This window comes from Stutzerimonas stutzeri, from assembly GCF_038561965.1.
Taxonomy (GTDB): domain Bacteria; phylum Pseudomonadota; class Gammaproteobacteria; order Pseudomonadales; family Pseudomonadaceae; genus Stutzerimonas; species Stutzerimonas stutzeri_AA.
The window spans coordinates 2,276,781-2,299,957 of sequence record NZ_CP139348.1; the positions used below are offsets into that span (position 1 = coordinate 2,276,781).

Below are 23,177 nucleotides of genomic sequence, written 5' to 3' on the forward strand. Positions count from 1 at the left end.
GGGTTACATGCAATTGATCCGTTTGCTGTGTGCATCTGTCCTGATGGTTGCCCTGGCCCCGGCTCACGCCGACCAGGCTGCATCCACCAAACGACTGACCGGCCTGCTCAACCAGGCCGAAACCCTGACTGGCCGCTTCTCGCAGCTGTCGCTCGATGGCAGCGGTACCCAGCTGCAGGAAACGTCCGGCGAGCTGTCGTTGAAGCGCCCCGGCCAGTTCCGCTGGCATACCGACGCGCCTATGGAGCAGCTGCTGGTTTCCAATGGTGTGAAGGTCTGGCTGTACGATCCGGACCTGGAGCAGGTCACCGTTCAGCAACTCGACCAGCGTCTGACGCATACCCCTGCGCTGCTGCTCTCCGGTGACGTGTCGACCATCAGCGAGAACTTCGAGGTTTCCCATAAGGAGGCCGGCGACGTTGTCGATTTCACCCTCAAGCCGAAGGCCAAGGACACGCTGTTCGACAATCTGCGCCTGTCATTCCGCGGTGGTGTGATCAACGACATGCAACTGATCGACAGCGTCGGTCAGCGCACCAATATCCTGTTCATGGGCGTAAAGATGAACCAGCCGCTGAAGGCTGACCTGTTCACCTTCGAAATCCCCGAGGGTGCCGACGTCATCTCCGAGTGACCTACGTCCGGCATTTCGTTTCCGGTGGCCTGCGTAATTGCAGGCCGCTGCAATTGAGGTAACCGTCCGCAATGGACCTGTTCAGCCGTGAACCAGTCTCCCAGCCACTTGCCGCGCGGTTGCGTGCCGCCAGTCTCGACGAGTACGTCGGGCAGGAGCATCTGCTCGCGCGGGGCAAGCCGCTGCGTGAGGCGCTGGAGCAGGGCGCGCTGCATTCCATGGTGTTCTGGGGCCCGCCTGGCGTTGGCAAGACCACGCTGGCGCGATTGTTGGCCAAGGTTTCCGATGCCCATTTCGAGACGGTTTCGGCTGTGCTCGCCGGGGTCAAGGAGATCCGCCAGGCGGTGGAGATCGCCAAACAGCAGGCTGCGCAGTATGGCCGGCGTACCATCCTGTTCGTCGACGAAGTGCATCGTTTCAACAAGTCGCAGCAAGACGCCTTTCTGCCTTATGTTGAAGACGGCACGCTGATCTTCATCGGCGCTACCACTGAAAATCCCTCCTTCGAACTCAACAATGCGTTGCTCTCGCGTGCCCGCGTCTACGTGTTGAAAAGCCTCGACGAAGCGGCTCTACGCAAGCTGGTCGCGCGGGCGCTGAGCGAACCGAAAGGCCTGGGCGATCTGCATCTGGAACTGCCGGAAGAAAGCTTCCAGATGCTGCTGGCCGCGGCTGACGGCGATGGGCGGCGGCTACTCAATCTGCTGGAGAACGCCTCCGACCTGGCCGAGGAGGGCGGCAGCATCAGTACCGACCTGCTGCAGGACCTGCTGGGTGACAGCCGCCGCCGTTTCGACAAGGGTGGCGAGGCCTTTTACGACCAGATTTCGGCGCTGCATAAGTCAGTCCGCGGCTCCAATCCCGATGCAGCACTCTACTGGTTTGCGCGCATGCTCGATGGCGGCTGCGACCCGCTGTACCTTGCCCGGCGCGTGGTGCGCATGGCCAGCGAGGAAATCGGCAATGCCGACCCGCGTGCGCTGCCGCTGTGCCTGAATGCCTGGGATGTACAGGAGCGCCTGGGCAGTCCGGAAGGTGAACTGGCCGTGGCGCAGGCCATCGTCTATCTCGCCTGCGCGCCGAAGAGCAACGCCGTCTACACCGCGTTCAAGGCAGCGATGCGCGACGTTGCGGAAAACGGCTCGCAGGAAGTGCCGCTGCATCTGCGAAACGCGCCAACGAAACTGATGAAAGAGCTCGGCTACGGCAACGAATACCGCTACGCCCATGACGAGCCGGATGCCTATGCTGCTGGCGAGGACTACTTTCCCGAGGCAATGGAGCCGCGTCGTTACTACCATCCCGCTCCGCGCGGGCTGGAAAGCAAGATCCGCGATAAGCTCGAGCATCTTGCCCAGCTCGATCGCGATAGCCCCGTACAGCGGAGAAAGCGATGATCCGCATGGCCTTCGCCGTCGCCTGCGGTGGTGTGATCGGAACATTGCTGCGCTTTGCCGTCGCCGCTTGGGTCAGTACACAGTGGCCCCGGCATTTCTATCTGGCCACGTTGGCAGTGAACCTGCTCGGGTGCTTGTTGATCGGCTATCTCTACGCGACCTTCCTTGCCCGGCCGGATATTTCTCCGGAGCTGCGTGGCGCGTTGCTGATCGGCTTCCTCGGAGCATTGACGACCTTCTCCAGCTTCTCGCTGGATGCACTGCGGCTGCTCGAAAGTGGTCAGCTTGCGACCGCCTTTGCCTACGTCGGTGGCAGCGTGCTTGGCGGCTTGCTCGCGGCCTGGGTTGGGCTCACGCTCGCAAGGTTATGAACCGACGCCGGTTCACAGTAAACTTCGCTCCCTCTTCGCCCTTTATCCAAGCTTTCACAGACGAGACCCACCATGCTTGATTCGAAACTGGTACGCACTCAGCTACAGGACGTGGCGGCCCGCCTGGCCACCCGTGGCTACCAGCTGGACGTGGCGCGCATCGAGGCGCTGGAAGCTCAGCGCAAGACCGTGCAGACCCGCACCGAACAACTCCAGGCTGAGCGCAACGCGCGCTCCAAGTCCATCGGCCAGGCCAAGCAGCGCGGTGAGGACATTGCGCCGTTGCTGGCGGACGTGGATCGCATGGGCTCGGAACTCGAATCCGGCAAACTCGAGCTGGATCGTATCCAGAGCGACCTCGACCACCTGATGCTGAGCATTCCCAACCTGCCGCATGAGTCCGTGCCGGTTGGCGCCGACGAGGACCAGAACGTCGAGGTTCGTCGCTGGGGCACGCCAAAAACCTTCGACTTCGCCGTGCAGGATCATGTCGCATTGGGCGAACAGCATGGCTGGCTGGATTTCGAAACGGCCGCCAAGCTGTCCGGTGCCCGCTTCGCCCTGATGCGCGGTCCGATTGCCCGTCTACATCGTGCGCTGGCGCAGTTCATGATCGACCTGCACACCGGCGAGCATGGCTATGAAGAGGCCTACACGCCCTATCTGGTACAAGCTCCGGCTTTGCTGGGCACTGGCCAGCTGCCGAAGTTCGAGGAAGATCTGTTCAAGATCAGCCGAGAGGGCGAAGCCGATTTCTATCTGATTCCTACCGCCGAAGTGTCGCTGACCAACATCGTTGCCGGCGAGATTCTCGATGCCAAGCAGCTGCCGCTGAAGTTCGTCGCGCATACGCCGTGTTTCCGCAGCGAGGCCGGTGCTTCCGGCCGCGACACCCGCGGCATGATCCGCCAGCACCAGTTCGACAAGGTTGAGATGGTGCAGATCGTCGAGCCTTCAAAATCCTTCGAGGCGCTGGAAGAGCTGACCGGCAACGCCGAGAAGGTGCTGCAGCTGCTGCAGCTGCCGTACCGTCTGCTGTCGTTGTGCACGGGCGACATGGGTTTCGGCGCGACCAAGACCTATGACCTGGAGGTCTGGGTACCGAGCCAGGACAAGTACCGCGAGATTTCCTCCTGCTCCAACTGCGGCGATTTCCAGGCCCGGCGCATGCAGGCGCGCTATCGCAACCCGGAAACCGGCAAGCCTGAACTGGTGCACACACTCAATGGCTCCGGCCTGGCCGTAGGCCGCACCCTGGTCGCCGTACTGGAGAACTACCAGCAGGCCGACGGTAGCGTGGTAGTGCCGGAGGTGCTGAAGCCTTACATGGGCGGCATCGACGTCATCGGCTGACGTGCGGCGCTGCGTCAACGCGATCCTGGCATCAGACCGGATCCTTGATATTCGACAAGGGGCATCGCGGCCGTAATGGCTGTGATGCCCGTACCTCCAATGACCCTCCAGGATTCGCCCATGGAATACCTCCCGCTGTTCCACAACCTCAAAGGCCGTACGGTGCTGATTGTCGGTGGTGGCGAGATTGCGTTGCGCAAGGCTCGACTGTTGAGCGAGGCCGGAGCGCGGCTACGGGTGGTGGCGCCGAGCATCGAAACGCAACTGGTTGAGCTGGTAGAGGCGGGTGGTGGCGAATGCCTCGATCGCGGCTACGAGCCGCGGGACATGCAGGGCTGTGTGCTGGCCATCGCTGCGACCGACGACGAACCGTTGAATGCTTCGGTATCGCAACACGCCAACGCCTTGGGCATTCCGGTGAACGTAGTCGACTCGCCCGAGCTATGCAGCGTGATCTTCCCCGCGATCGTCGATCGGTCGCCGCTGGTCATCGCCGTGTCCAGTGGCGGCGATGCGCCGGTGCTGGCGCGTCTTATTCGTGCGCGTATCGAAACCTGGATTCCGGCTGCATACGGGCAACTCGCCGGGCTGGCGAAGCAGTTTCGCGCCCAAGTCAAAGCCAGGTTTGCCGACGTACAGCAGCGTCGGGTGTTCTGGGAGGAAACGTTTCAGGGTGCCATTGCCGAGCAGGCGTTGGCTGGGCGTACCGCTGAGGCCGAACGCTTGCTTGCCGAAAAGCTCGCAGGTGCCGCGCCCCGCGCGCTGGGTGAGGTCTACCTGGTTGGTGCCGGCCCGGGCGATCCGGATCTGCTGACCTTCCGCGCGTTGCGTCTGATGCAACAGGCCGACGTGGTCCTCTACGACCGACTGGTCGCCCCGGCGATCATCGACTTGTGCCGGCGTGATGCCGACCGCATCTATGTCGGCAAACAGCGCTCGGATCATGCCGTGCCGCAGGATCAGATCAACCAGAAGCTGGTGACCCTGGCCAAGGAGGGCAAGCGCGTCCTGCGACTCAAGGGTGGTGATCCATTCATCTTCGGACGCGGCGGTGAGGAGATTGAAGAGCTGGCGGCCCATGGCGTGCCGTTCCAGGTGGTGCCCGGCATTACCGCGGCCAGCGGCTGCGCGGCGTATGCCGGCATTCCGCTGACCCATCGCGACCATGCCCAGTCGGTACGCTTCGTCACCGGTCATCTCAAAGATGGCAGCTGCGATTTACCGTGGGCAGAGCTGGCGGCGCCGGGGCAGACGCTGGTGTTCTACATGGGGCTGGTGGGATTGCCGGTGATCTGTCAGCAGCTGATTGCACATGGCCGCTCGCCTGATACACCAGCGGCGCTGGTGCAGCAGGGCACCACCAGCAGCCAGCGGGTTTTCAGCGGTACGCTGGCCACCCTTGCAGAGCTGATTGCACAGGAGCAGGTCCAGGCACCGACATTGTTGATCGTCGGTGAGGTGGTGAAGTTGCGGGAAAAACTCGCCTGGTTCGAGGGTGCCCAGGCGAGCGACTAGTCTGAAGCCGAGCGCTGCGTGCGCCGCGCTTCAGCGGCGCAGATAGGCAGTGAAGTCGATATCACCGGCCGAGAGGATTGCCTGGACGCGGTTGTGTACGTTGAGTTTGCGCAGGATTGCTGAGACATGCGCCTTCACCGTGGTTTCGGCGATATCGAGGTTGTAGGCGATCTGCTTGTTCGACTCGCCCTTGGTCATGCGCTCCAATACCAGCAATTGCTTGCGGGTCAGGGCTTGCAGCAGTTCCGGCGGAATCGACTGTTCGTTGTGATGGGAATGGCGGCTGGTGGGCTTCTGGCTGCGAATGATGTCTGAAGGAAGGTAGACGTTGCCGTTGAGAATCTGCTGGATGGCGTCGGTCATCTGCGCTCGTGGCGAAGACTTGGTGATGAAGCCAACGGCGCCATAGGTTATCGCCTGCAATACGATCTGCTTGTCCTGCTCGGCGGAAACGATGACCACAGGGATGGTCGGCGCCTCGTTGCGCAGATTGATCAGGCCATTCAGGCCGTGCATGCCTGGCATGTTCAGGTCCAGCAGCACCAGGTCGAGATCGTCGTGTTCCAGGGTTAGCGCCAATGCGCTGTCCAGGTCGGCGGTCTCCAGGATCTCGCTGTCCGGAAAGCCATCGCGGATGACGTTGTGGATGGCTTCACGAAACAGCGGATGGTCGTCCGCGATCAGAATCTTGTACAAGGCCGGTCACCTCTTTGTTGTGATTATGGTGGGGCATGCTGGATCGGGAGGCTAGTCGTCGCCAGGCAGGGGCTTCGGCGTAGCCGGGTGCAAGGGCAGACCCGCCTGTTCCCAGCCGTCCACCCCGTCTCGATACCAGTAAAGCTTCTTATAGCCCAACGCATGGGCGCGCCTGGTGGCGTTCCAGCCTAGCCAGCAGTCGGAGCGGCAGTAGAACACGATTGGCCACTCGAGATTGCCCTGGCTGGCGCGTGTGAGATTTTCGCTGAAGTAGCTTGCCCATTCGGGTTGCAGATCGCCATCGCCGGTATTCGCCAACCAGAGGCTGCCTGGGAGATTGGCATGGGGTTCGCTGGCGATGAACTGGCCGGCCAGCCATTGGCTGCGATACACGTCCACCAAGACCACGTCGGGCTGTCGTTCCAGCAATGCCTGCAATGCGGCGGTATCCAGGGTCTGTGCACCGTCGATCGAAGGCGGCGTCGGGCTGCGGTATTGCGTCTGGCGATAGCCGTCGGCGGAGAACAAGGCGAGCTGATCCTCGGCCGATGCGATCAGGGGCATGCCGAGTCCAGGCAGCGCGGCAAAGAGCAAGGGCAGCAGCGACCTGAGCATGGTTGTAGTCCTTGGCGTTTCGGTAGGCCGATTACAGAACAATGGGCGCGTCTTTTAAATCCTACGATGGAGGGGAAAAGCGCTACCAAAGTACTAATTCGCTCATGCCGAGCGCCGTAGCGCCGCATGTTGCGGGTTGAAACTGATGACCGCGAGCAGACTGAACAGCAGTGTCAGGCCAAGGCAGACCATCAGTGCAGTGGGAGCCAGGCGCAGATAGAGCGCGTTTCGTACCAGCTCCACGGCATGGGTGAATGGGTTGATCGCACAGATCCAGTACAGCCACTCGCTGGCGTCTCGCATCTTCCACAGTGGGTACAGCGCCGAAGACAGAAAGAACATCGGGAAGATGACGAAATTCATCACGCCGGCGAAGTTCTCCAGTTGGCGGATGCCGTTGGACAGCAGCAAGCCCAAGGCACTTAGCAGCAGCGCCACCAGCAGCAAGGCGGGCAGGGCGGCGACCAGGCCCAGCGGCGGTGGCTGGACACCGTAGAACCAGGCGATGGCCAGAAACGCATAGACCTGCAGCAATGAGATCAGCGCAATGGCCACCAGCTTGCTGGCCAACAGAAAGCTGCGCGGCAGCGGGCTGGTCAGCAATACCCGCATGCTGCCCATCTCCCGGTCATAAACCATCGACAGCGAACCCTGCATGCCGTTGAACAACAGGATCATGCATGCCAGGCCTGGAACGATGTAGGTTTCGTAGGTGATGTAGGTGTCGTACGGCTCGATGATGGCGATGCCAAGCGCCGCGCGAAAACCGGCAGCAAATACCACGAGCCACAGCAGGGGGCGCACCAGAGCGCTGAAGAACCGCGAGCGTTGCTGAACGAAGCGCAGCCATTCACGCATGACGATGCCGCGCAGGCATTCCCAGTAGGTAGTCATAAGGTCTCCCGCCCGGGATTGAGAGGGGCGCTTGGACGACGGGCAGCCGCGGGGTCGGCTTCTGGCGTCGCTGTTTCCGGGGCGGAGGCATTTACCGGGAGGCTAGCGGCTTCCGCGAAGCACGGGGCTGTGCTTGCTCGCTGGAGCGTTGGTGATGTCGACGTCGAGACCTGTGTGGCGTCGCCGGTCAGCCGTGCAAAGCTTGCCGCCAGATCCTCGCCGTCCAGGGCCACACTGGCCACGCTGCCTTGAGCGACCAGCCGGCCGCGATTGAGTACCAGCAGATCGTCATCCGCGTGGACTTCATCAAGCAGGTGCGTAGTCCACAGCACGCTCATGCCCTGCTCCTGGCAGAGCATGCGCACATGCTGGTTGAGCGACTGGCGGCTGGCGGGGTCCAGGCCGGCACTGGCTTCGTCGAGCAACAGCAGATCGGGGCGGTGCAGCAGTGCGCGGGCGATTTCCACGCGCCGGCGATGCCCGCCGTTGAGTTCGCGTACCTTGCTACGCCGGCGCTCCCCGAGCTGCTGACGCTGCAGTTCAACTTCGATGCGCTCGGTCGCCACGGCTCGGGGCATCCCATGCAGCGCCGCGTGGTAGCGCAGGTTCTGTTCCACGGTCAGGTCCAGATCCAGCGTGCTCTGTTGAAAGACCACGCCCAGGCGTGCCAGGGCCTTGCGTGGTGCTTCGCGCAGGCCGAATCCGGCAATGCGGATCTGGCCGTGTTGCAGGTCATACAGGCGAGTCAGCAATGCAATCAGCGTCGACTTTCCGGCCCCGTTCGGGCCAAGCAATGCGGTGAAGCGGCCTTGCGCCGCGGTGAAACTCACCCCATCGAGCGCCCGGCGAGCGCCGTAGGCGAAGCCGACATCGCTGACCTCCAGCGCGTTCATGGCGTAACCACCACGCCCCACGGATAGCGGCCAACCTTGATCGACTTGATGACCTTGAGCTTGGCGACGTCGATCACCGAGACGTCGCCACTGACACCGTTGGTGGTCAGCAGCAGGCTTTCATCGGGGTTGAACGCCATGTGCCAGACGCGGCGGCCGACTAGCAGATAGTCGAGCACCTCGTAGGTTTTAGCGTCGACCACCGCGATGTGGTTTGCCGGGCCAAGCGCGACGAAGGCGTATTTGCCATCGGCGGAGAGCTTGATGCCCACCGGCTGCACCTTGTCCGGGTGCACACCCTTGATCTTGAAGGTCAGCGTCTTGAGAATCTCACGCTTATCGACATCCACGACGCTGACGGTGCCGCCGATTTCTGCCGAGGCCCAGAGCTGCTTGCTGTCCTTGGTGAACTCGACGTGACGCGGACGTTGGTCGACCAGGGTGTTGTCCACCAGCTCGTTGGTACTGGTGTCGATCCAGTGCAGCATGTTGGTGGTTTCGCTGGTGTTGACCGCCCACTTGCCGTCCGGGCTCACCGCCATGCCTTCTGGCTCGACTCCAACATCGATCTGCGCCAGCACCTCTTCCTTCTCGACGTCGACCACTGTCACCAGCGCATCGTCCTCGTTGGAGATGTACAGCCACTTGTTGTTGGGGTGCAGGGCGAACTGTTCCGGGTCTGCACCGGATGGCAGCTGCTTGATGATCTGGCGTGTGGCCAGGTCCATCACCTGAACGGTGTCCGAATCGCTGGCGCAGATGTAGAGCAGCTTGTTGTCGTTGGAAAGGGTAAGGCCACGCGGGCGCATGCCAACCTGCAGGGTCTCGACCGTTTCCATCTTATTCAGGTCGATGACGCTGATGCTGTCGTCTTTCTCGTTGGAAACGTAGGCAGTCGCGGCCGCAGCCGAGCCCGCAGCAAGGCTGACGGCAAGGGCAATTGCGGCGGCAAGGGCAGTTCGTGGCATGGTCGGGTTCTCTTGTCGTTATTGTGTGTTGGAGGCTGGCGCGTGAGTGTGGTCCAGCTGCTGCAGGTATTCGTCCGCTTCCGGTTGGCCATCGGCGGCGGCGCGGCGCAACCAGGTGCGTGCGGCATCTGGATCAGCCTCGACGCCACGCCCTTCGGCCAGCGCGACGCCCCAGTGATAGCGCGCCAAGCTGACGTAGCTGGCCTTGTCCGGTTGCTCCGCGCCCTGCTTGAGCAGCGCAGCGGATTTGTTCAGGTCTTTTTCTACGCCGTTGCCGCTCTCGTACATCTGCGCCAACGAGATCAGCGAGTAGACGTCATTCCAGCGCGCCACACAGTCTTCAAAGATGGCTCTTGCTGCATCGAAGTTACCGGTCTTGGCGGTCACGTAGCCGTACAGGCATTTGATGCGTTTCGGGCTGTCCACATAGGCTTCGTAACCCATCTCGTCTGCCTGCACGGCGGCACTGGAAAGCACCGCCAGGCCCAGCAAGCCAATAGTCAATGGTCTTTTCATGAGCGAACCTCACTGAGGCGACAGCTGCTTTCCGGCGCATCGAAGCCGAGGGTATCCAGTTCGCTGGTGGGGTGCAGGAAACCCTCCTGCGGGGAATTCGAAACCAGCGCGCGTGGGTGCACCAGCGGGATCGGCTGGCGCAGCTGACCGTCCCATGCGCGGTAGCTCAGCTTGCGGCCCTTGAAACCATCCAGCGGCAGCTCGCCGCTGAGCGACAACTGGCGAATCGCGGCGGGGTCCGTGCTGCGCAAGCGCGTGATTGCGGCGGCGAAGCTGCGTACGCCCATCCAGGCGGCGAAGTCGCGGTCATTCATCCAGCGCTTGGCATGCGCTTCGAAACGTTTCTGCAGCTGCGCGGCGCCGTAGGTTTCCACAGTCTTGTGCCAGCCGGTGGCGGTCATACCCTGAGTGCCGGCAACCGGCCTTGGCAGCCAGGTCTGGTAGGGCACGTACTCGCCGAAGTCGCCACGCTCGTCGGCCACCAGCACCACGTCGTATTCGGCGGCCTGGGTGAATAGCGGCATCTCGGCCTGGGCGCTGCGGCGTTGGTCGTTGTCGAAGCTCCAGGCTTTTTCCGCCACGATCCGATGCCCGAAGCGCTTTGCGGCACGGCGCAGCGCATCGGCGTAGGCCCGATCATCCGCGGTGGGCCCGGCGATCAGCAGCCAGCGGTTCCAGCGCCGCGCCGCCAGGAACTGGCCTAGCGCGTCGGCGAGCATGCTGCGGCTCGGCAGTGTGTGCAGAACATTGGCCAGACAACTCTGGCTGCGCAGCGCGTCGTCGGCGCTGCCGGCGTTGATCAGCAGTGCTTCCGGCATGGCGTCGGACAGCTGGCGCAAGGTTGCCGCCGGGGCGTTGACCACGAACAGGCGCAAGCCATCGGCGTATTGCTTGGTGGCCTGTTCAAGCAGGTCCTCCGCCGTTTCGCTGGTGACCGCCTCGAGCGCGTAGCTGTGCTTGAGAAAGCGTCCGGTGCTGTTGCTATCGGTAATGGCCAGCTCGGCGCCGCGAAGGGCGGCATCTTCCGGTTCAGGAATGACGTTGGAGAGCACTGGCCCGGTATCCGCTCGATAACCCAGGTAGCCGATGCGTATCGATAGCTCCTGGCTGGGGGCGGCCGCCGCCCAAGGGGCGCAGCAGGTGAGGGCGATCAGGAAACCGAGTCGTCGAAATACATGGCGCATGGGCAGCTCCTGTGACGTTGCAGGCAGCATAGGAACCATGGCGGAGCGGGGGAATATGCAGAAAGTACCAGTCGCTGTGTACCAAGGTCGTAGAAAAGCGCAACGAGGCGGCGCAGCAGGTGCGCCGCCTCTGACCTGTCAGCGAATTCGCCTGACCTTGAATCGTCCGACCTGAACGATCATTTGCTGCGCTTGCTGCGTCAGTTCTTGTGCCGCTTGCGTCGACTGCTCTGAGTTGGTGCTGTTGTGGTGAACGACTTCATCGATCTGGCCGATGGCCAGGCTGACTTGCTCGATACCGGATGCCTGTTGGCTCGACGCGGAAGCGATTTCGTCCACCAGCTGCGATACCTGCGCCGCGCCCTGAACGATCGCCTCGAGTGCGCGTGCCGTGTCGTCGGTTATCTCCATGCCCTTGATCGTGCGTGCGTTGGACTCCTGAATCAGCCGCGTGGAGCGTTGTGCAGCTTCGGCGCTGCGGGCTGCCAGCTGACGGACCTCATCGGCAACCACTGCGAATCCGCGCCCATGCTCGCCCGCTCGGGCCGCCTCGATGGCTGCGTTCAGCGCGAGCAGGTTGGTTTGCGTGGCGATCTCTTCGATTGCCCGAATGATGTTGGTGATGTCCAGCCCCGACTGGTTGATCTCCTGCATGGCGGCCTTGAGTGTGACCATCAGCTCATTGCCGCCGCGAGCCGAATGTTCTGAGCTGCGCGAAAGGGCGTTGGCTTCGCTGGCATATTCGGAGGTCTGGCGGATCTGCGCGGCCATCTGGGTGACGGTCGCACTGATCTGGGTGACCGCCGAGGCGGATTCCGTTGCGCCATTGGAAAGGTCCTGGCTCAGCGTGGTGACCTGGCCCGCTTTGTCGTTGATCAGCTCGGAGCTCAGCTGCACCTGAGAAACCAACCCGTTCAGGTTGTCCACCATCCGCCGAAGCGCGAGGCCGAGTTGATCCTGCTCGGATGCCAGCCGTACTTCGACCGCCAGGTCGCCCTGGGATATACGCTCGGCGACGTGCACCTGTTCCTGAAGACTGTCTGCCATCCGGTCGAGGCTGGCGGACAGCTGCCCGACTTCGTCTGCAGACTGGTGCGCCAGGCGCTGGGAGAAGTCACCTTTCTGAATCGCCCCGGCCAGCTGAGCCGCTTTGCGAATGGGCAGCGCCAGCGCCCGGGAGGAAATCCACAGGGCAATGACCGCGAGTAGCGAGACGAGCACGCCCGCGCCGATCTGTTGCAGCATGCTCCGGGCGCTTTGCGCGTCCATCTCGGCTTTCAGTTCGGTCGCCTTGGCCAGCACGATCTCCTTGTCGATTTTCAGCATCATCGACCACGGCTTTCCAGTGCGGCCCAGCTCGATGGGGGCGAATACCACGACCATGCCATTGTCATCCAGACGGGCGAGTTCTTCGCCTTTCTGCACCGAGTTCAGCGCCGTCTGCCAGCCATCAGGCAGGACCTGTTGGAAGTGCTGGCCGATCAGATTCGGGAAGCGGCTTTCCGCGACGATCAGTCCCTGATCACTGATGATTGCCACTTCGCCCTGTCCGTCGAACAACTTGGCAGATACTTCCTGGCTGATCTTCTGCACGAAGTCCAGGTTGTAGTCGGTGCCCGCTACGCCCATGAAGCGGCCGTCGACGATGATTGGCACCGAGAGTGTCGCCAGCCACACCTGCTTACCCTGAACGATGTAGGGCAGTGGGCCGAGTACGCTTTCCTTGAGTGTCTCCCTGGGTCCGATGTACCAGCCGCCCTTGAGCACCCCGTTGGGGTGTTTGTCCATGGTGTCGTACTCGACCAGCGGCTGAACGGCGATCTTGCCGTCTGCGCCACGGGTCCAGTACGGCGTGAAGCGGCCGGTCTGCCCGTTGTTGCCATTCCCTGCATCGGTGAACAGGAAGTCCTGGCCATCGATGGCGTCCGGTTCCCAGCACGAGTAGGTACCGTTGAAATCGGGCTGGCTCTTGAGCACGTTCAGCAGAATGGAATTGACCTGATCACGCCCGATCTGGAGGCCTCCGGAGTTCGTCGAACTCGACTTGCCGACTGCGAATGTGGTCGCCATCCCGCGGGCGGCTTCCAGTGCCTCGGTGAACTCCGAGCGGATCTCCCCGGCGTATTTGCCACCAAGGTGCTGCAGCGTTTGCAAAGCATCCTCTTGTGCCTGCTGACTGACACGGCCGGAAACCAGCTGCTGAGTCGTGCTGGCAAGGTAGACGCTGTAGCCGATCAATATGCCTGCCGTCGCGAGCAGGCATAAGCCGCCCGTAATCGCTATTCGCTGCTGTATGGATTTGAGAGAGATCACGGTTCCAACTCCTGATAACGCAAAAGAACCAGCGGTGGCGTACCAGGGATGGCGATACAGCTGCCCAGTCGCCGAAGATCGAGTTGATGTCCAAACGGCATCACGCATACCTGAATATTGCGGCCGGCCGACCATTAAGTTGATCGGTACCTTGGTACTGCTACGTTGGTACTGGTTTAGCGGGCCGCTACCGAAGTCAGTACCGTCGGCGTACGGAAATAAGTCGAGAACGTGCTTTTTTGGTCGGTTTCGATGCGCGTAATCGAATGGCTGCGGGGGCGATGCAATGCGACCTGCCGGTTTGGGCGCTACCAAGGTAGGAAGCTGGACGAAGCGGGGCGCCTTAGGATGGGGCACCGAAAACAATAATGAGGCTATCCCCATGCCCACTATCAAAGCGCTGCTGTTCAACCTTCTGCTGATTGGCAGCCTGATCGGCTTCGATCATAGCCACGCCGCTGGCGATCTGACTCGCCGGACCCAGGCTCTGCCAGACCTGAAATTCGGCTCCGAAGAAAGCGATTACGCTGTCTCGCAAAAGGAGTACCAACTGGAAACCGGCGTCGCCTATCAACTCAAGATCAGCTCAGACGGGCAAAAGGAATGCGCCTTCCAGGCCCCCGAGTTCGCGCAGTCGATCTTCCTGCGCAAGGTCGAGGCCGGCGGCGTAGAGATCAAGGCCATCACGCTGGTCGAGCTGGAGTTCGAGGACGCCGGTGAAGCCGAGATCTTCTTTCTGCCAGTCAAGCCGGGCAGCTTTCCGTTCTACTGCAAGGGTCTGCAGAACAAGGGCATGGAAGGCCGGTTCGTGGTCAAGTGATGCGGCCTCGCGCTCGGCGACGCTGACTCGGGGAAATGGCCGACATGTCCGCACTCTGGCGAATCAATCTGCTGGTCACGCTTTTCTTCACGCTGGTCACCATGGTTTGCCTGGCAGTCTTGCTGCGCCAGGCCAGCCATGACGTGCAGCGTGAGCTGAATGCCGCTGCCGCGGTGGTTGGCTACCTCGGCGAAATGGCCGAGCGTGATCCAGATTCCTTGCGGCCTGGACTCACCGACAGCCTGCGGCATGTCCGTGTTCGCTGGCTGGAAGCGGACACTATCAAGGCTGATGCTGCCGATCCGGTGCTAAGCGACTGGCTGGGCGCCTGGCTGTATCCGACCGAACTTTCCGCGCCCACGGTGCTGCAACTGTCGAATGGCCAGCGGTTGCATATCAGCGTCGATCCAAGCGACGAAGTCGAGGAGGTCAGGGATTCGCTAGTACAGCTGCTGGTGCTGTTCGGCCTGGCGCTGATGCTCTGCCTACTGGCGATTCGTTGGGCGCTGCGCCCCGGGATGCGCGTACTGGGCGAGTTGTTCGGTGCGCTGGTGCGAATCGCCGACGGCCGGCTCGACACCCGCTTGCCGATGCATCGCTTCGCCGAGGCGCGCGAGCTTGCCGAGCGCTTCAACCACATGGCTGCTGCCCTCGAAGAGGCCAGGGTCGACAACGAGCGCCTGACCCAGGCGTTGCTGGCGCTGCAGGAGCGCGAGCGCACCCGCCTGGCGCAGGCGCTGCATGACGATCTGGGGCAATACCTCGCTGGTATTCGGGCCCGGGTCTGCCTGTTGCGGGTCCAGGCCGATCAGCCAGCCGCAGTGCGCGAAACCGCTGCCCATCTCGAACAGCACAGCATCGATCTGCAGAACGGCTTTCGCACGCTGGTGCGCGATTTGTACCCAGTAATGCTCGATCACTTGAGTCTGGAGGACGCCATCAGGCAACTCGCCGAGCAATGGCAAAGCACCCAGGGAGTCTCATGCGAGCTTCGCCTGCGCGGCACCATGCCTGCGCTGTCGATGGAGGCCAAGGTGCATCTGTATCGCATGGTGCAGGAGGCGCTGACCAACGTGGCGCGACATGCGCGTGCCTCTCGGGTATGTCTCGATCTGCGCGGTGACCATCACGTGCTGCGTTTGCTGATCCGTGACGACGGGCATGGCCGCCCAGCGGAGCGCCCGGGTGTTGGCCTGCGCTCGATGCTCGAACATGCGCGTTGTCTCGGGGCTCGCTTGCGTGTGCGGCATCGCGCCGGCAGGGGCTGGGCTCTCTATCTCAAGTTGCCTTTGCAAGGAGCGACGTCATGAAAATTCTGCTGGTGGATGACCACGCGGTAGTGCGTCAGGGTTATGCGAGCCTGCTCAAGGCCTTGCTTCCCGAAGTGACCGTTAGCGAAGCCGCCAGCGGCGAGCAGGCGCTCGAGCAGGTACAGGAGACGATTCCAAGCCTGGTCGTGCTTGATCTGGGTCTGCCTGGCATCAGTGGTCTGGAGACCTGCCGCCGCCTGCGCCAGCGACTGCCGCTGATGCCGGTGTTGATCTTCAGCATGCATGACGAGTTGGCGCTGGTTCGGCAGGCGCTGGATGCCGGCGCCTCCGGCTACCTGACCAAGCGCTGCGCGCCCGATGTGCTGGTCGAGGCGGTGCGCAAGGTACTCGCCGGCCAGACCTTCATCGAGCAGCCGCTCGCTACCGAACTGGCGTGCCAGCGGCCGTCGCAATCGCCGGTCAAGGGGCGGCTGGCAGAGATGACTCCACGTGAAATGGAGATCTTCATCATGCTGGCCCGGGGTATCGGCAATCGAGAAATCGCCGAGCGGCTGTGCATCAGCAGCAAGACCGTCTCGAACCACATGGCGCTGCTCAAAAGTAAGCTTGAGGTCAGCTCGCAGGCCGAGCTGGTGCACCTGGCCATCGATCAGGGCTTGCTGCGTATCGGTGACCGTATGGTTTGCGAGGCCTGACCCCAGCTAGCGACACAGCTGCATTTCTGCCTTCCGCTTGCATCGCAGACGCAGCGCGCCATATCCATAAGGCCGCAATCACGTCTCCAGGCCTCGTCTTGCCTTGAGCATTCCCAGGCCGGTTCGTGCGTGTCGAAAGTCGTGCTCCGGGCTACTGCGCTGGTCGTACGACCAATCGCCGCGCTGCCGGGAATTTTTCCCGCAGTAGCCGGGAATTCTTCCCTGTCAGCGCTGCATCGCGCCTCTCGATAATCGTACCTGGCGGGTTGCCAGTATTTGCCCACCAACGAACTTCTGGCCCGTCAAGCGCCGACAGTTCGCCCGATCCGATTGGCCAACAAAAACAAGGACCACCCATGCCGTATCAGCTTTGTTGCCGCGGGACGCCCCGACGCACGCTGCTTTCCCTCGCCATCACCAGCCTGTTGCCTGGATTCGCTCATGCCGACCAGCCGCTCGATCTCGGCCGCCAGGATGTGGTGGCGACGACGCCGCTGCCAGGCATCGACCTGCCCAAGGATCAGGTGCCTGCCAACATTCGCACGCTGGACGACAACGCTTTGCGCGAGCTGGGCGGCCAGTCGCTTGCCGAGAAGCTGCAGCGAGGGCTACCCAGCGTTACGGTCAACGAGACGCAGGGCAACCCCTATCAGGCGGATCTCAATTATCGTGGCTTCAGCGCGTCCCCCCTGCTTGGTACGCCCCAGGGGTTGTCGGTATTTCTCGATGGCGTGCGGGTCAACGAAGCGTTCGGCGATGTGGTGCATTGGGACCTGATTCCCAATACCGCCATCGCCAACATGGCCTTGGTTCCGGGTTCCAATCCGCTGTACGGACTGAACACCCTGGGTGGCGCGCTGGCACTGCAGACCAAGCGCGGCGATACCCATCCGGGTGGTTCGGCAGAGCTTTATGGCGGCTCCTTCGGACGCCAGGGTGGATCGGTGGAGCACGGCGGCAGGCATGAGGAGTTTTCCTGGTACCTGGCCGCCGAGGGCATGGATGAAGACGGCTGGCGTGACCATTCGCCGTCCGAGGTTCGCCAGCTGTTCGGCAAGTTCGCCTGGACGACCGAAACGACCGACCTGGCGCTGACGTTGGCTCACGCCGACAACGACCTGATCGGCAACGGCCTGATTCCAGAAAGCATGCACGACCAGCGGCGCAAGGCGATCTTCACCTACCCTGACCAGACAGAGAATCGCAGCCACCTGATGGCGCTTTCTGCCAGTCACTGGCTTAACGACAGCGACCGGCTGTCCGGCACGGTGTATCTGCGGCGCACGCGGACCGCGACCCTCAATGGCGATGGCAACGACGAGTACGAGGACGAATACGAAGAGTGGGAGGACGGCGGCTTCATCGGCGCAGGGCCGGAAAGCGGCGTACTGAACCGCACCCGTACCGCGCAGCGTGCTTATGGACTGGCACTGCAGTGGAGCCGTTACGTCGGCGCCCACCAGTTTGCCTTCGGGCTGGCTCATGACAACACGCGCGCAAGTTTCCAGCAGAGCGAGCAAGGCGGCGCGCTTACCGATGCGCGCGGCATCGTAGCCAATGAAGACGAGGAGCAAGCGAACAGCTTGCTCGGGCGCACCCGTACCTCCAGCCTCTACGCCACCGACACCTGGTCGCTGAGCAACACGCTGCAGCTGACCGGTTCGCTGCGCTACAACCGAACCCGCGTGATCAATACCGATCGCATGGGTGATGCGCTGAACGGCGACTTCACTTATCGCAAGCTCAACCCGGCATTGGGCTTTGCCTGGCAACTGCGCCCGGCGTTGACTGTTTATGGCGGCTTTTCTCAGGGCAATCGGGCACCCACGCCGATCGAACTGGGTTGTGCCGACCCGGAGAACCCCTGCAGCCTGCCAAACGCCATGGCGGCCGATCCGTTTCTCGAACAGGTGGTCACCCGCAGCCTGGAGTTCGGCCTGCGCGGCGAGCTGGCGGGCGACATACGCTGGAACGCGACGGCGTTTCGCAGCATGAACCATGACGACTTGCTATTCGTTGGCACCGGGGGCAGCAAGGGCTACTTCACCAACTTCGGACGGACCCGGCGACAGGGTATCGAGCTGGGCCTGGCGGGCGAACAGGGGCCTTTCGATTGGCGAGTGGATTACACCTATCTGCACGCTACCTTCCGCTCCACGGCTTGCATCCTGGCCGAAAACAACAGCACCGAAGGCGAGGGCGGCTGCCCGGATGATGAGATCCGTATTGCCCGCGGCGACTACCTTCCCGGGTTGCCCAAGCATCACCTCAAGCTGGGGCTGGACTGGAATCTCAACGAGCGTTTGCGTGTCGGCACCAGCATCCTGGCGTACTCGGCGCAGTACGTGCGTGGCAACGAGAACAATCGTCATCAGCCCAACGAGGAATTCGAGGGACGCGGCAAGCTACCCGGTTATGCGGTGGTCAACCTCACGGCTGACTATCGCCTGGCACGTGGCTGGACGCTGTTCGGTCGGCTCGACAACCTGTTCGACAAGCGCTACGCCACCGGCGGTGCGTTGGCGGAGAACCCGTTCGTAGGCGTCGGTAATGCCTTCGAAACGGACCCGGATGAATGGCGTCACGAGCAGTTCATCGCACCCGGAGCACCACGTGCCGGTTGGTTGGGCGTACGTTATCGCTGGGATGCGCTATAACCGTCCAGTCGCCCAGAGCCACCCATGCCGAGCCGATGCTCGGCATGTTTTTATTCCACTGACGGCGCATTCAGCAGGGGCACGGCGAACCTTCAGCGGGTTGCGTATTCTGCTAAGCCTGCCCCCTCACCTTGCCGGTGGCTACAGGAACATGGATGACCCGCACCCATCACATCACCATCGCACCGGGCCTAGAGCCTGACTGGAGCCGCTGAGTGTCGTCACGACTGCGCATAGTCCTGGCCCTGGGCAGCGCACAGACCCTCGCCTGGGGCTCGACTTATTACCTCCCGGCAATTCTTGCCGAGCCGATGGCGCGCGAGATGGGCATCTCGACTGGCAATGTATTCGCGGCATTTTCCATGGCATTGGTCGTCACCGCCGTGCTCGGGCCGCTGTCCGGCAAGCGCATCGATCAGCATGGCGGTCGCGATGTGCTGGCGCTGTCCAGCATCGTCTTCGCAGGCGGGCTGGCGATTCTCGGGCTTGCAAGCGGGCCGTCGATGCTCTGGCTCGGCTGGTTGGTAATCGGAATCGGCATGGCGATGGGGCTCTACGAGTCTGCGTTTTCCACGCTCACCGGTATCTACGGCCGCGATGCGCGAGGGGCGATCACCGGCATAACGCTACTCGCCGGCTTCGCCAGTACCGTTTGCTGGCCCATAAGCGGTTGGCTGAACGCGGAGTTCGGCTGGCGGGCAACGTGCCTGGCCTGGGCCGGCGCGCACCTGGTCATCGGGCTACCGCTGAACCGGCTGTTGATCCCCGTCGGTATTCAGACTGCGTCTTCACCCCCGGAACAATCACAGGCCCCGGCGACGAGTTCGGGGTCAGCATTGATTATGGCGCTGCTGGCCTTCGTCTTCGCGGCCACCTGGTTCACCAGCACGGCGATGGCCGCGCACTTGCCGCGTTTGCTGCAGGAGTCGGGGCTCTCGGCTGCCGCTGCCATCGGCGTTGCGGCGCTGGTCGGGCCGGCTCAGGTTGGCGCGCGCTGCTTGGAGTTCGTCGTGCTGCAGCGCTTCCATCCACTGTTCTCCGCACGCCTTGCAGCTATCGCGCATCCCATCGGGGCTGCTGGGGTCATGTTGGTCGGCGCGCCCGCGGCCGCGGCATTCGTGGTGTTGCATGGCGGCGGTAACGGCATTCTGACGATTGCCAAGGGTACGTTGCCGCTAGCGTTATTCGGCCCGAACGGGTATGGCCTGCGCCAGGGTTTGTTGATGATGCCGGCACGCTTCGCCCAGGCCCTCTCACCGTTGGTTTTCGCGTTGCTGATGGATGAGGTGGGCAACGGTGCGCTCTGGTTGTCCGCTGCGTTGGGGGTACTTGCCTACGCGGCGCTCTCGTTGATGCAACGAATCACGCGCGCAGGCTGATCGGCCGGGAGCGGGGAGGGCGGTGCGGTTTCAGATACCTGTGGACAGGCGGTTGCGTTGTTCCTGGCCTGACGTGCCCGCGTACTGCAGCAGCAGTGCCTGGTGCTCTGGGCTCAAGCCGAGAAAAACCAGCAGTGCGGCGTAGGCGTCATTTGCCGCGTAGGCCTGCTGGGCGTCGGTCAGGACGGCGTTTGCCCAGTTGGAGGTAGCCACTCTGCGCGATTTGTCTATGCGTGCGCCGAGAATGGCTGCCACCGCACCGCGCAGCCCGACCTGGCCCTTCTTACCCTGATAGCGAAGTACCGAACCCAGATCCAACAAGCTGGCCGCATGGATATCCAGCTTTGCATGCAGGCGCGAGCGGTCCGACTTGAGACCGAAGCCGATTTTTATGACCTCCGGGGTTTGCAGTACGGCGCGGACGGCATGGAGGCAGCCGGGGGTGCCAATCTGGAACAGATAGCCAGTATCGGGCGTGGCGAATTGGATCAGATGAGGACCGTGGGACACTTCCCCGACTTTGAAGGTTGGCTTGGACTCCGTATCGAAGCCGATCCAGGAGGCCGCAACGATCTCGCTCACCGCCGCGCTGAAAGCCTCCGGCGTTTTGGGTAGAACGATGCGCTGGCGCGCCAGGCCAGCGAAAGCCGGCAACTGCTCGATGGCCGGGTGCTGAGGGATATGGATGATCGGCTTCTGACTCACGTGTTGCTCCTTGCAAATCCGGTGGCTGCCCGGGGCGCAGCCACCGGACATGAATCAGTTCTTCAGCTGACTGGCGAACTGCCCGACCGCACTGACCACGCGCTGTGCGCCATCCTGAATCTCGACGATCACCGCACCTGCCTGGTTGGCGAATTCCAGCCCCTGTTCGGCCTGGCCGCGACTGGCGGACATGCTGTGCACTGCGGCTTGCGCCAGGTCCTGATTCTTCTGCACCACGCCGACGATTTCCTCAGCGGCCTTGCTGGTGCGGGCGGCCAATTGGCGTACTTCGTCGGCAACAACCGCGAAACCGCGCCCCTGATCGCCGGCTCTGGCCGCTTCGATGGCAGCATTCAGTGCCAGCAGGTTGGTCTGATCGGCAATCCCGCTGATGGTCTTGAGAATGGCACCAATCAATTGCGATTGCTTGTCCAGCGCCTCGATGCCGTCGGAGGCTTCCTGCATCTGCTGGGCGATACGATGCATCACATCGACGGTCTGCTGGACCACCTGCGCGCCGCGCTGGGCGCTGAGATCCGTGTGCTGGGACGTGTCGTAGGCAATGGTTGCAGCATCTGCAACGGCTAGCTCGCGATTGACCTGCTCGGTAATCACCGTGGCGAACTTGATGACCTTGTACAGCTTGCCGTAGGCATCGTGAACCGGATTGTATGAAGCCTCCAGCCAGACGGTCTGGCCGTGCGCATCGATACGCTTGAAGCGATCGGCAATGTAGTCGCCACGGTTCAGGCTGGTCCAGAACTCGCGGTATGCCGCCGAATCCGACTCTTCACGATCACAGAACATGCGGTGGTGCTTGCCCTTGATCTGTTCGAGGCGGTAGCCCATGCCGTCGAGAAAGCGCTGGTTGGCGGTGATGACATGCCCACTCAGGTCGAACTCGATGACCGCGGTCGAGCGCATCAGCGCGTTGATCACCGACTCATGCTCGCGGGAGGTTTCGATGGTGCGCGTCAGGTTGGTGGCGCACAACGTGAAGTGCTGAAGCGTACCGTCAGCGGCCTTGATCGGTTGCCAGATCGAACGCAGCCAGGCTTCCTGGCCATCGGCACGCAGCAATCGGTAGGCACCGCTGACGTGTTCGGCGCGCTGCATGGCCGTCTTGAGGCGCGTGTGGTTCGGCTCCGCGCGAAACTGGGCGGTGAAGAAATCGTCCAGCGCGCGGCCGAGGATGTCGTCACGGCGGTAACCCATTTCGCTGAGAAAGAGTTCGTTGGCGTGCTGGATGCGTCCCTGCCGGTCCAGTTCCAGGACCATCATTTCCCTGTACAACGAGTCCTTGATCTGGCGATTGATCGCGACGTCCTCGCGTAACTCGGCCAGCTCTCGTTTGAGGTTATTGTTGAACATCTTCTCGGCATCCAGTGATGGGCAGGACCGCCCACTTACTTGATCGGCGTTGAAATGCTTTTCCTGAGCCCGCGACCCCACGGTTTACGAGATTTCCTTGATCGAGCCGCTCAATCGCCGCTGCGCACCGAGCCGGGGCTACTTTTCCCAATCGTGCGGGCAGTCCTTGCAGCCCGCCATATTCGTGCCTTGAAAGGTCGCGTAATGCCGACGAGCACCGGTGAGCACCGCGTCGGCCAGATTGGCGTCGTTGAGCTTGGCTTCCTGCAGGTTGGCGTCAGTTAGGTCGGCACCCTTGAGGTCGGCCTTGCTCAGCCAGGTCATCTCCAGATCGGCGGCGTGCAGATTGCTGTCGTGCATCTTTGCGCCACTCATACGGGCAAACTCAAGGTAAGCACCGGTGAGGTCGGCGCCCTTGAACTGTGCCGCTTGAGCGAACAGCCCCCAGCCCTGCACGGCGATCAGCCGGGCGTTGGTGAAGTTGGCCAGGCGCAGGTTGGCCTGTTGCAAGCTGGCGCGGTTCAGCGTGGCGCCGGTGAGGTCGGCTTTTTCCAGATTGGCCAGGTCGAGGTTGGCGTGGCGTAGATTGGCGCCGGAGAGGTTGGCTCCGGCAAGGTTAATTCGCCGCAGGTCCTGGTTGCTCAGGTCGACGCCGCGCAAATCGGCGTTGGCGCACTGGCTGTCGGGCTGAAGGATGCAGCCGTTGACGGTCAGCGGACCGTCGTCTGCCGCGAAAGCAGGGCTGGCGATCAGGACTAGCGGCAATAGCAGTCGGGGGAGTGTGTTCATGGTGATGATCCGAAAGGAAAGGATGCAAAACGCGGCCGCGCAGCGGGCCTGGCCTGTCGGCGAGAGCGCCAACCCGGGCCAGCAGGCCAGAGCCGCTGCGTGAACCGCTGTACCTTGGCGAGTGAGGCGTGCCGTCGTCGT

Annotated in this window: 21 protein-coding genes; 10 read left to right on the top strand and 11 right to left on the bottom strand. The window is 62.4% G+C overall.

Annotation, left to right across the window (positions count from 1 at the left end; all coding sequences use genetic code 11):
* Nucleotides 1–7: 7 nt before the first annotated feature.
* The 5 genes from lolA (at nt 8) to cysG (ending at nt 5,270) form a co-directional block, all read left to right on the top strand.
* Nucleotides 8–634 (top strand): outer membrane lipoprotein chaperone LolA, encoded by a 627-nt coding sequence (gene lolA, locus SM130_RS10430; RefSeq protein WP_102826098.1) that lies wholly within the window; start codon nt 8–10, stop codon nt 632–634.
* Between the two features lie 71 nt (nt 635–705).
* Nucleotides 706–2,031, top strand: coding sequence for a replication-associated recombination protein A (locus SM130_RS10435; RefSeq protein ID WP_102826097.1), 1,326 nt, complete (start codon nt 706–708; stop codon nt 2,029–2,031).
* Nucleotides 2,028–2,402, top strand: coding sequence for a fluoride efflux transporter CrcB (gene crcB, locus SM130_RS10440; RefSeq protein WP_102826096.1), 375 nt, complete (start codon nt 2,028–2,030; stop codon nt 2,400–2,402). The genes SM130_RS10435 and crcB overlap by 4 nt, the downstream gene beginning before the upstream one ends.
* Nucleotides 2,403–2,474: 72 nt before the next feature.
* A complete protein-coding gene (gene serS, locus SM130_RS10445) occupies nt 2,475–3,755 on the top strand; it encodes a serine--tRNA ligase (protein ID WP_102826095.1) in 1,281 nt (426 codons plus the stop codon).
* A 120-nt stretch (nt 3,756–3,875) separates the two neighbouring features.
* Nucleotides 3,876–5,270 carry a siroheme synthase CysG gene (cysG, locus tag SM130_RS10450; RefSeq protein ID WP_102826094.1) on the top strand — a complete coding sequence of 465 codons (1,395 nt, stop codon included), beginning with the start codon at nt 3,876–3,878 and terminating at the stop codon, nt 5,268–5,270.
* Nucleotides 5,271–5,300: 30 nt separating this feature from the next.
* On the opposite strand, the gene SM130_RS10455 is transcribed toward cysG, so the two are convergent.
* The 8 genes from SM130_RS10455 to SM130_RS10490 all read right to left on the bottom strand — a co-directional run bounded on the left by SM130_RS10455 (nt 5,301) and on the right by SM130_RS10490 (nt 13,346).
* Nucleotides 5,301–5,966, bottom strand: a complete 666-nt coding sequence (locus SM130_RS10455) for a response regulator transcription factor (RefSeq protein ID WP_102826093.1) — start codon at nt 5,964–5,966, stop codon at nt 5,301–5,303.
* 51 nt (nt 5,967–6,017) lie between these two features.
* Nucleotides 6,018–6,581 carry a PQQ-dependent catabolism-associated CXXCW motif protein gene (locus tag SM130_RS10460; protein WP_102826092.1) on the bottom strand — a complete coding sequence of 188 codons (564 nt, stop codon included), beginning with the start codon at nt 6,579–6,581 and terminating at the stop codon, nt 6,018–6,020.
* A 102-nt stretch (nt 6,582–6,683) separates the two neighbouring features.
* Nucleotides 6,684–7,475 carry an ABC transporter permease gene (locus SM130_RS10465; RefSeq protein WP_102826091.1) on the bottom strand — a complete coding sequence of 264 codons (792 nt, stop codon included), beginning with the start codon at nt 7,473–7,475 and terminating at the stop codon, nt 6,684–6,686.
* A complete protein-coding gene (locus tag SM130_RS10470) occupies nt 7,472–8,368 on the bottom strand; it encodes an ABC transporter ATP-binding protein (protein WP_102826090.1) in 897 nt (298 codons plus the stop codon). Before SM130_RS10470 ends, SM130_RS10465 begins: the two co-directional genes overlap by 4 nt.
* Nucleotides 8,365–9,336, bottom strand: a complete 972-nt coding sequence (locus SM130_RS10475) for a YVTN family beta-propeller repeat protein (protein ID WP_102826089.1) — start codon at nt 9,334–9,336, stop codon at nt 8,365–8,367. Before SM130_RS10475 ends, SM130_RS10470 begins: the two co-directional genes overlap by 4 nt.
* An 18-nt stretch (nt 9,337–9,354) precedes the next feature.
* Nucleotides 9,355–9,852 carry a tetratricopeptide repeat protein gene (locus SM130_RS10480; protein WP_102826088.1) on the bottom strand — a complete coding sequence of 166 codons (498 nt, stop codon included), beginning with the start codon at nt 9,850–9,852 and terminating at the stop codon, nt 9,355–9,357.
* Nucleotides 9,849–11,036 (bottom strand): ABC transporter substrate-binding protein, encoded by a 1,188-nt coding sequence (locus SM130_RS10485; protein WP_102826087.1) that lies wholly within the window; start codon nt 11,034–11,036, stop codon nt 9,849–9,851. Before SM130_RS10485 ends, SM130_RS10480 begins: the two co-directional genes overlap by 4 nt.
* Before the next feature lie 138 nt (nt 11,037–11,174).
* Nucleotides 11,175–13,346 (bottom strand): methyl-accepting chemotaxis protein, encoded by a 2,172-nt coding sequence (locus SM130_RS10490; RefSeq protein WP_102826145.1) that lies wholly within the window; start codon nt 13,344–13,346, stop codon nt 11,175–11,177.
* Between the two features lie 385 nt (nt 13,347–13,731).
* Between SM130_RS10490 and SM130_RS10495 the strand changes: the two genes are divergently transcribed.
* The 5 genes from SM130_RS10495 (at nt 13,732) to SM130_RS10515 (ending at nt 20,171) form a co-directional block, all read left to right on the top strand.
* Complete coding sequence (locus SM130_RS10495; protein ID WP_015276869.1) at nt 13,732–14,169, top strand: hypothetical protein; 438 nt, start codon at nt 13,732–13,734, stop codon at nt 14,167–14,169.
* A 44-nt stretch (nt 14,170–14,213) separates the two neighbouring features.
* Nucleotides 14,214–15,479, top strand: a complete 1,266-nt coding sequence (locus SM130_RS10500) for a histidine kinase (RefSeq protein ID WP_102826086.1) — start codon at nt 14,214–14,216, stop codon at nt 15,477–15,479.
* Entirely contained in the window at nt 15,476–16,135 is a 660-nt protein-coding gene (locus SM130_RS10505; RefSeq protein WP_102826085.1) for a response regulator transcription factor, read from the top strand. Before SM130_RS10500 ends, SM130_RS10505 begins: the two co-directional genes overlap by 4 nt.
* Before the next feature lie 356 nt (nt 16,136–16,491).
* On the top strand, nt 16,492–18,792 hold the full coding sequence (locus SM130_RS10510; protein WP_102826084.1) for a TonB-dependent receptor: 2,301 nt from the start codon (nt 16,492–16,494) through the stop codon (nt 18,790–18,792).
* Between the two features lie 215 nt (nt 18,793–19,007).
* Nucleotides 19,008–20,171: an MFS transporter gene (locus SM130_RS10515; RefSeq protein ID WP_102826083.1), complete on the top strand. Its 1,164-nt coding sequence runs from the start codon at nt 19,008–19,010 to the stop codon at nt 20,169–20,171.
* A 30-nt stretch (nt 20,172–20,201) separates the two neighbouring features.
* Here SM130_RS10515 and SM130_RS10520 read toward each other — a convergent pair whose 3' ends face one another.
* The 3 genes from SM130_RS10520 to SM130_RS10530 form a co-directional block, all read right to left on the bottom strand.
* Nucleotides 20,202–20,876 carry a 3'-5' exonuclease gene (locus SM130_RS10520; protein ID WP_181019278.1) on the bottom strand — a complete coding sequence of 225 codons (675 nt, stop codon included), beginning with the start codon at nt 20,874–20,876 and terminating at the stop codon, nt 20,202–20,204.
* Between the two features lie 54 nt (nt 20,877–20,930).
* Nucleotides 20,931–22,247 carry a methyl-accepting chemotaxis protein gene (locus SM130_RS10525; protein ID WP_102826081.1) on the bottom strand — a complete coding sequence of 439 codons (1,317 nt, stop codon included), beginning with the start codon at nt 22,245–22,247 and terminating at the stop codon, nt 20,931–20,933.
* A gap of 138 nt (nt 22,248–22,385) precedes the next feature.
* A complete protein-coding gene (locus SM130_RS10530; protein ID WP_102826080.1) occupies nt 22,386–23,036 on the bottom strand; it encodes a pentapeptide repeat-containing protein in 651 nt (216 codons plus the stop codon).
* Nucleotides 23,037–23,177 lie beyond the last annotated feature (141 nt).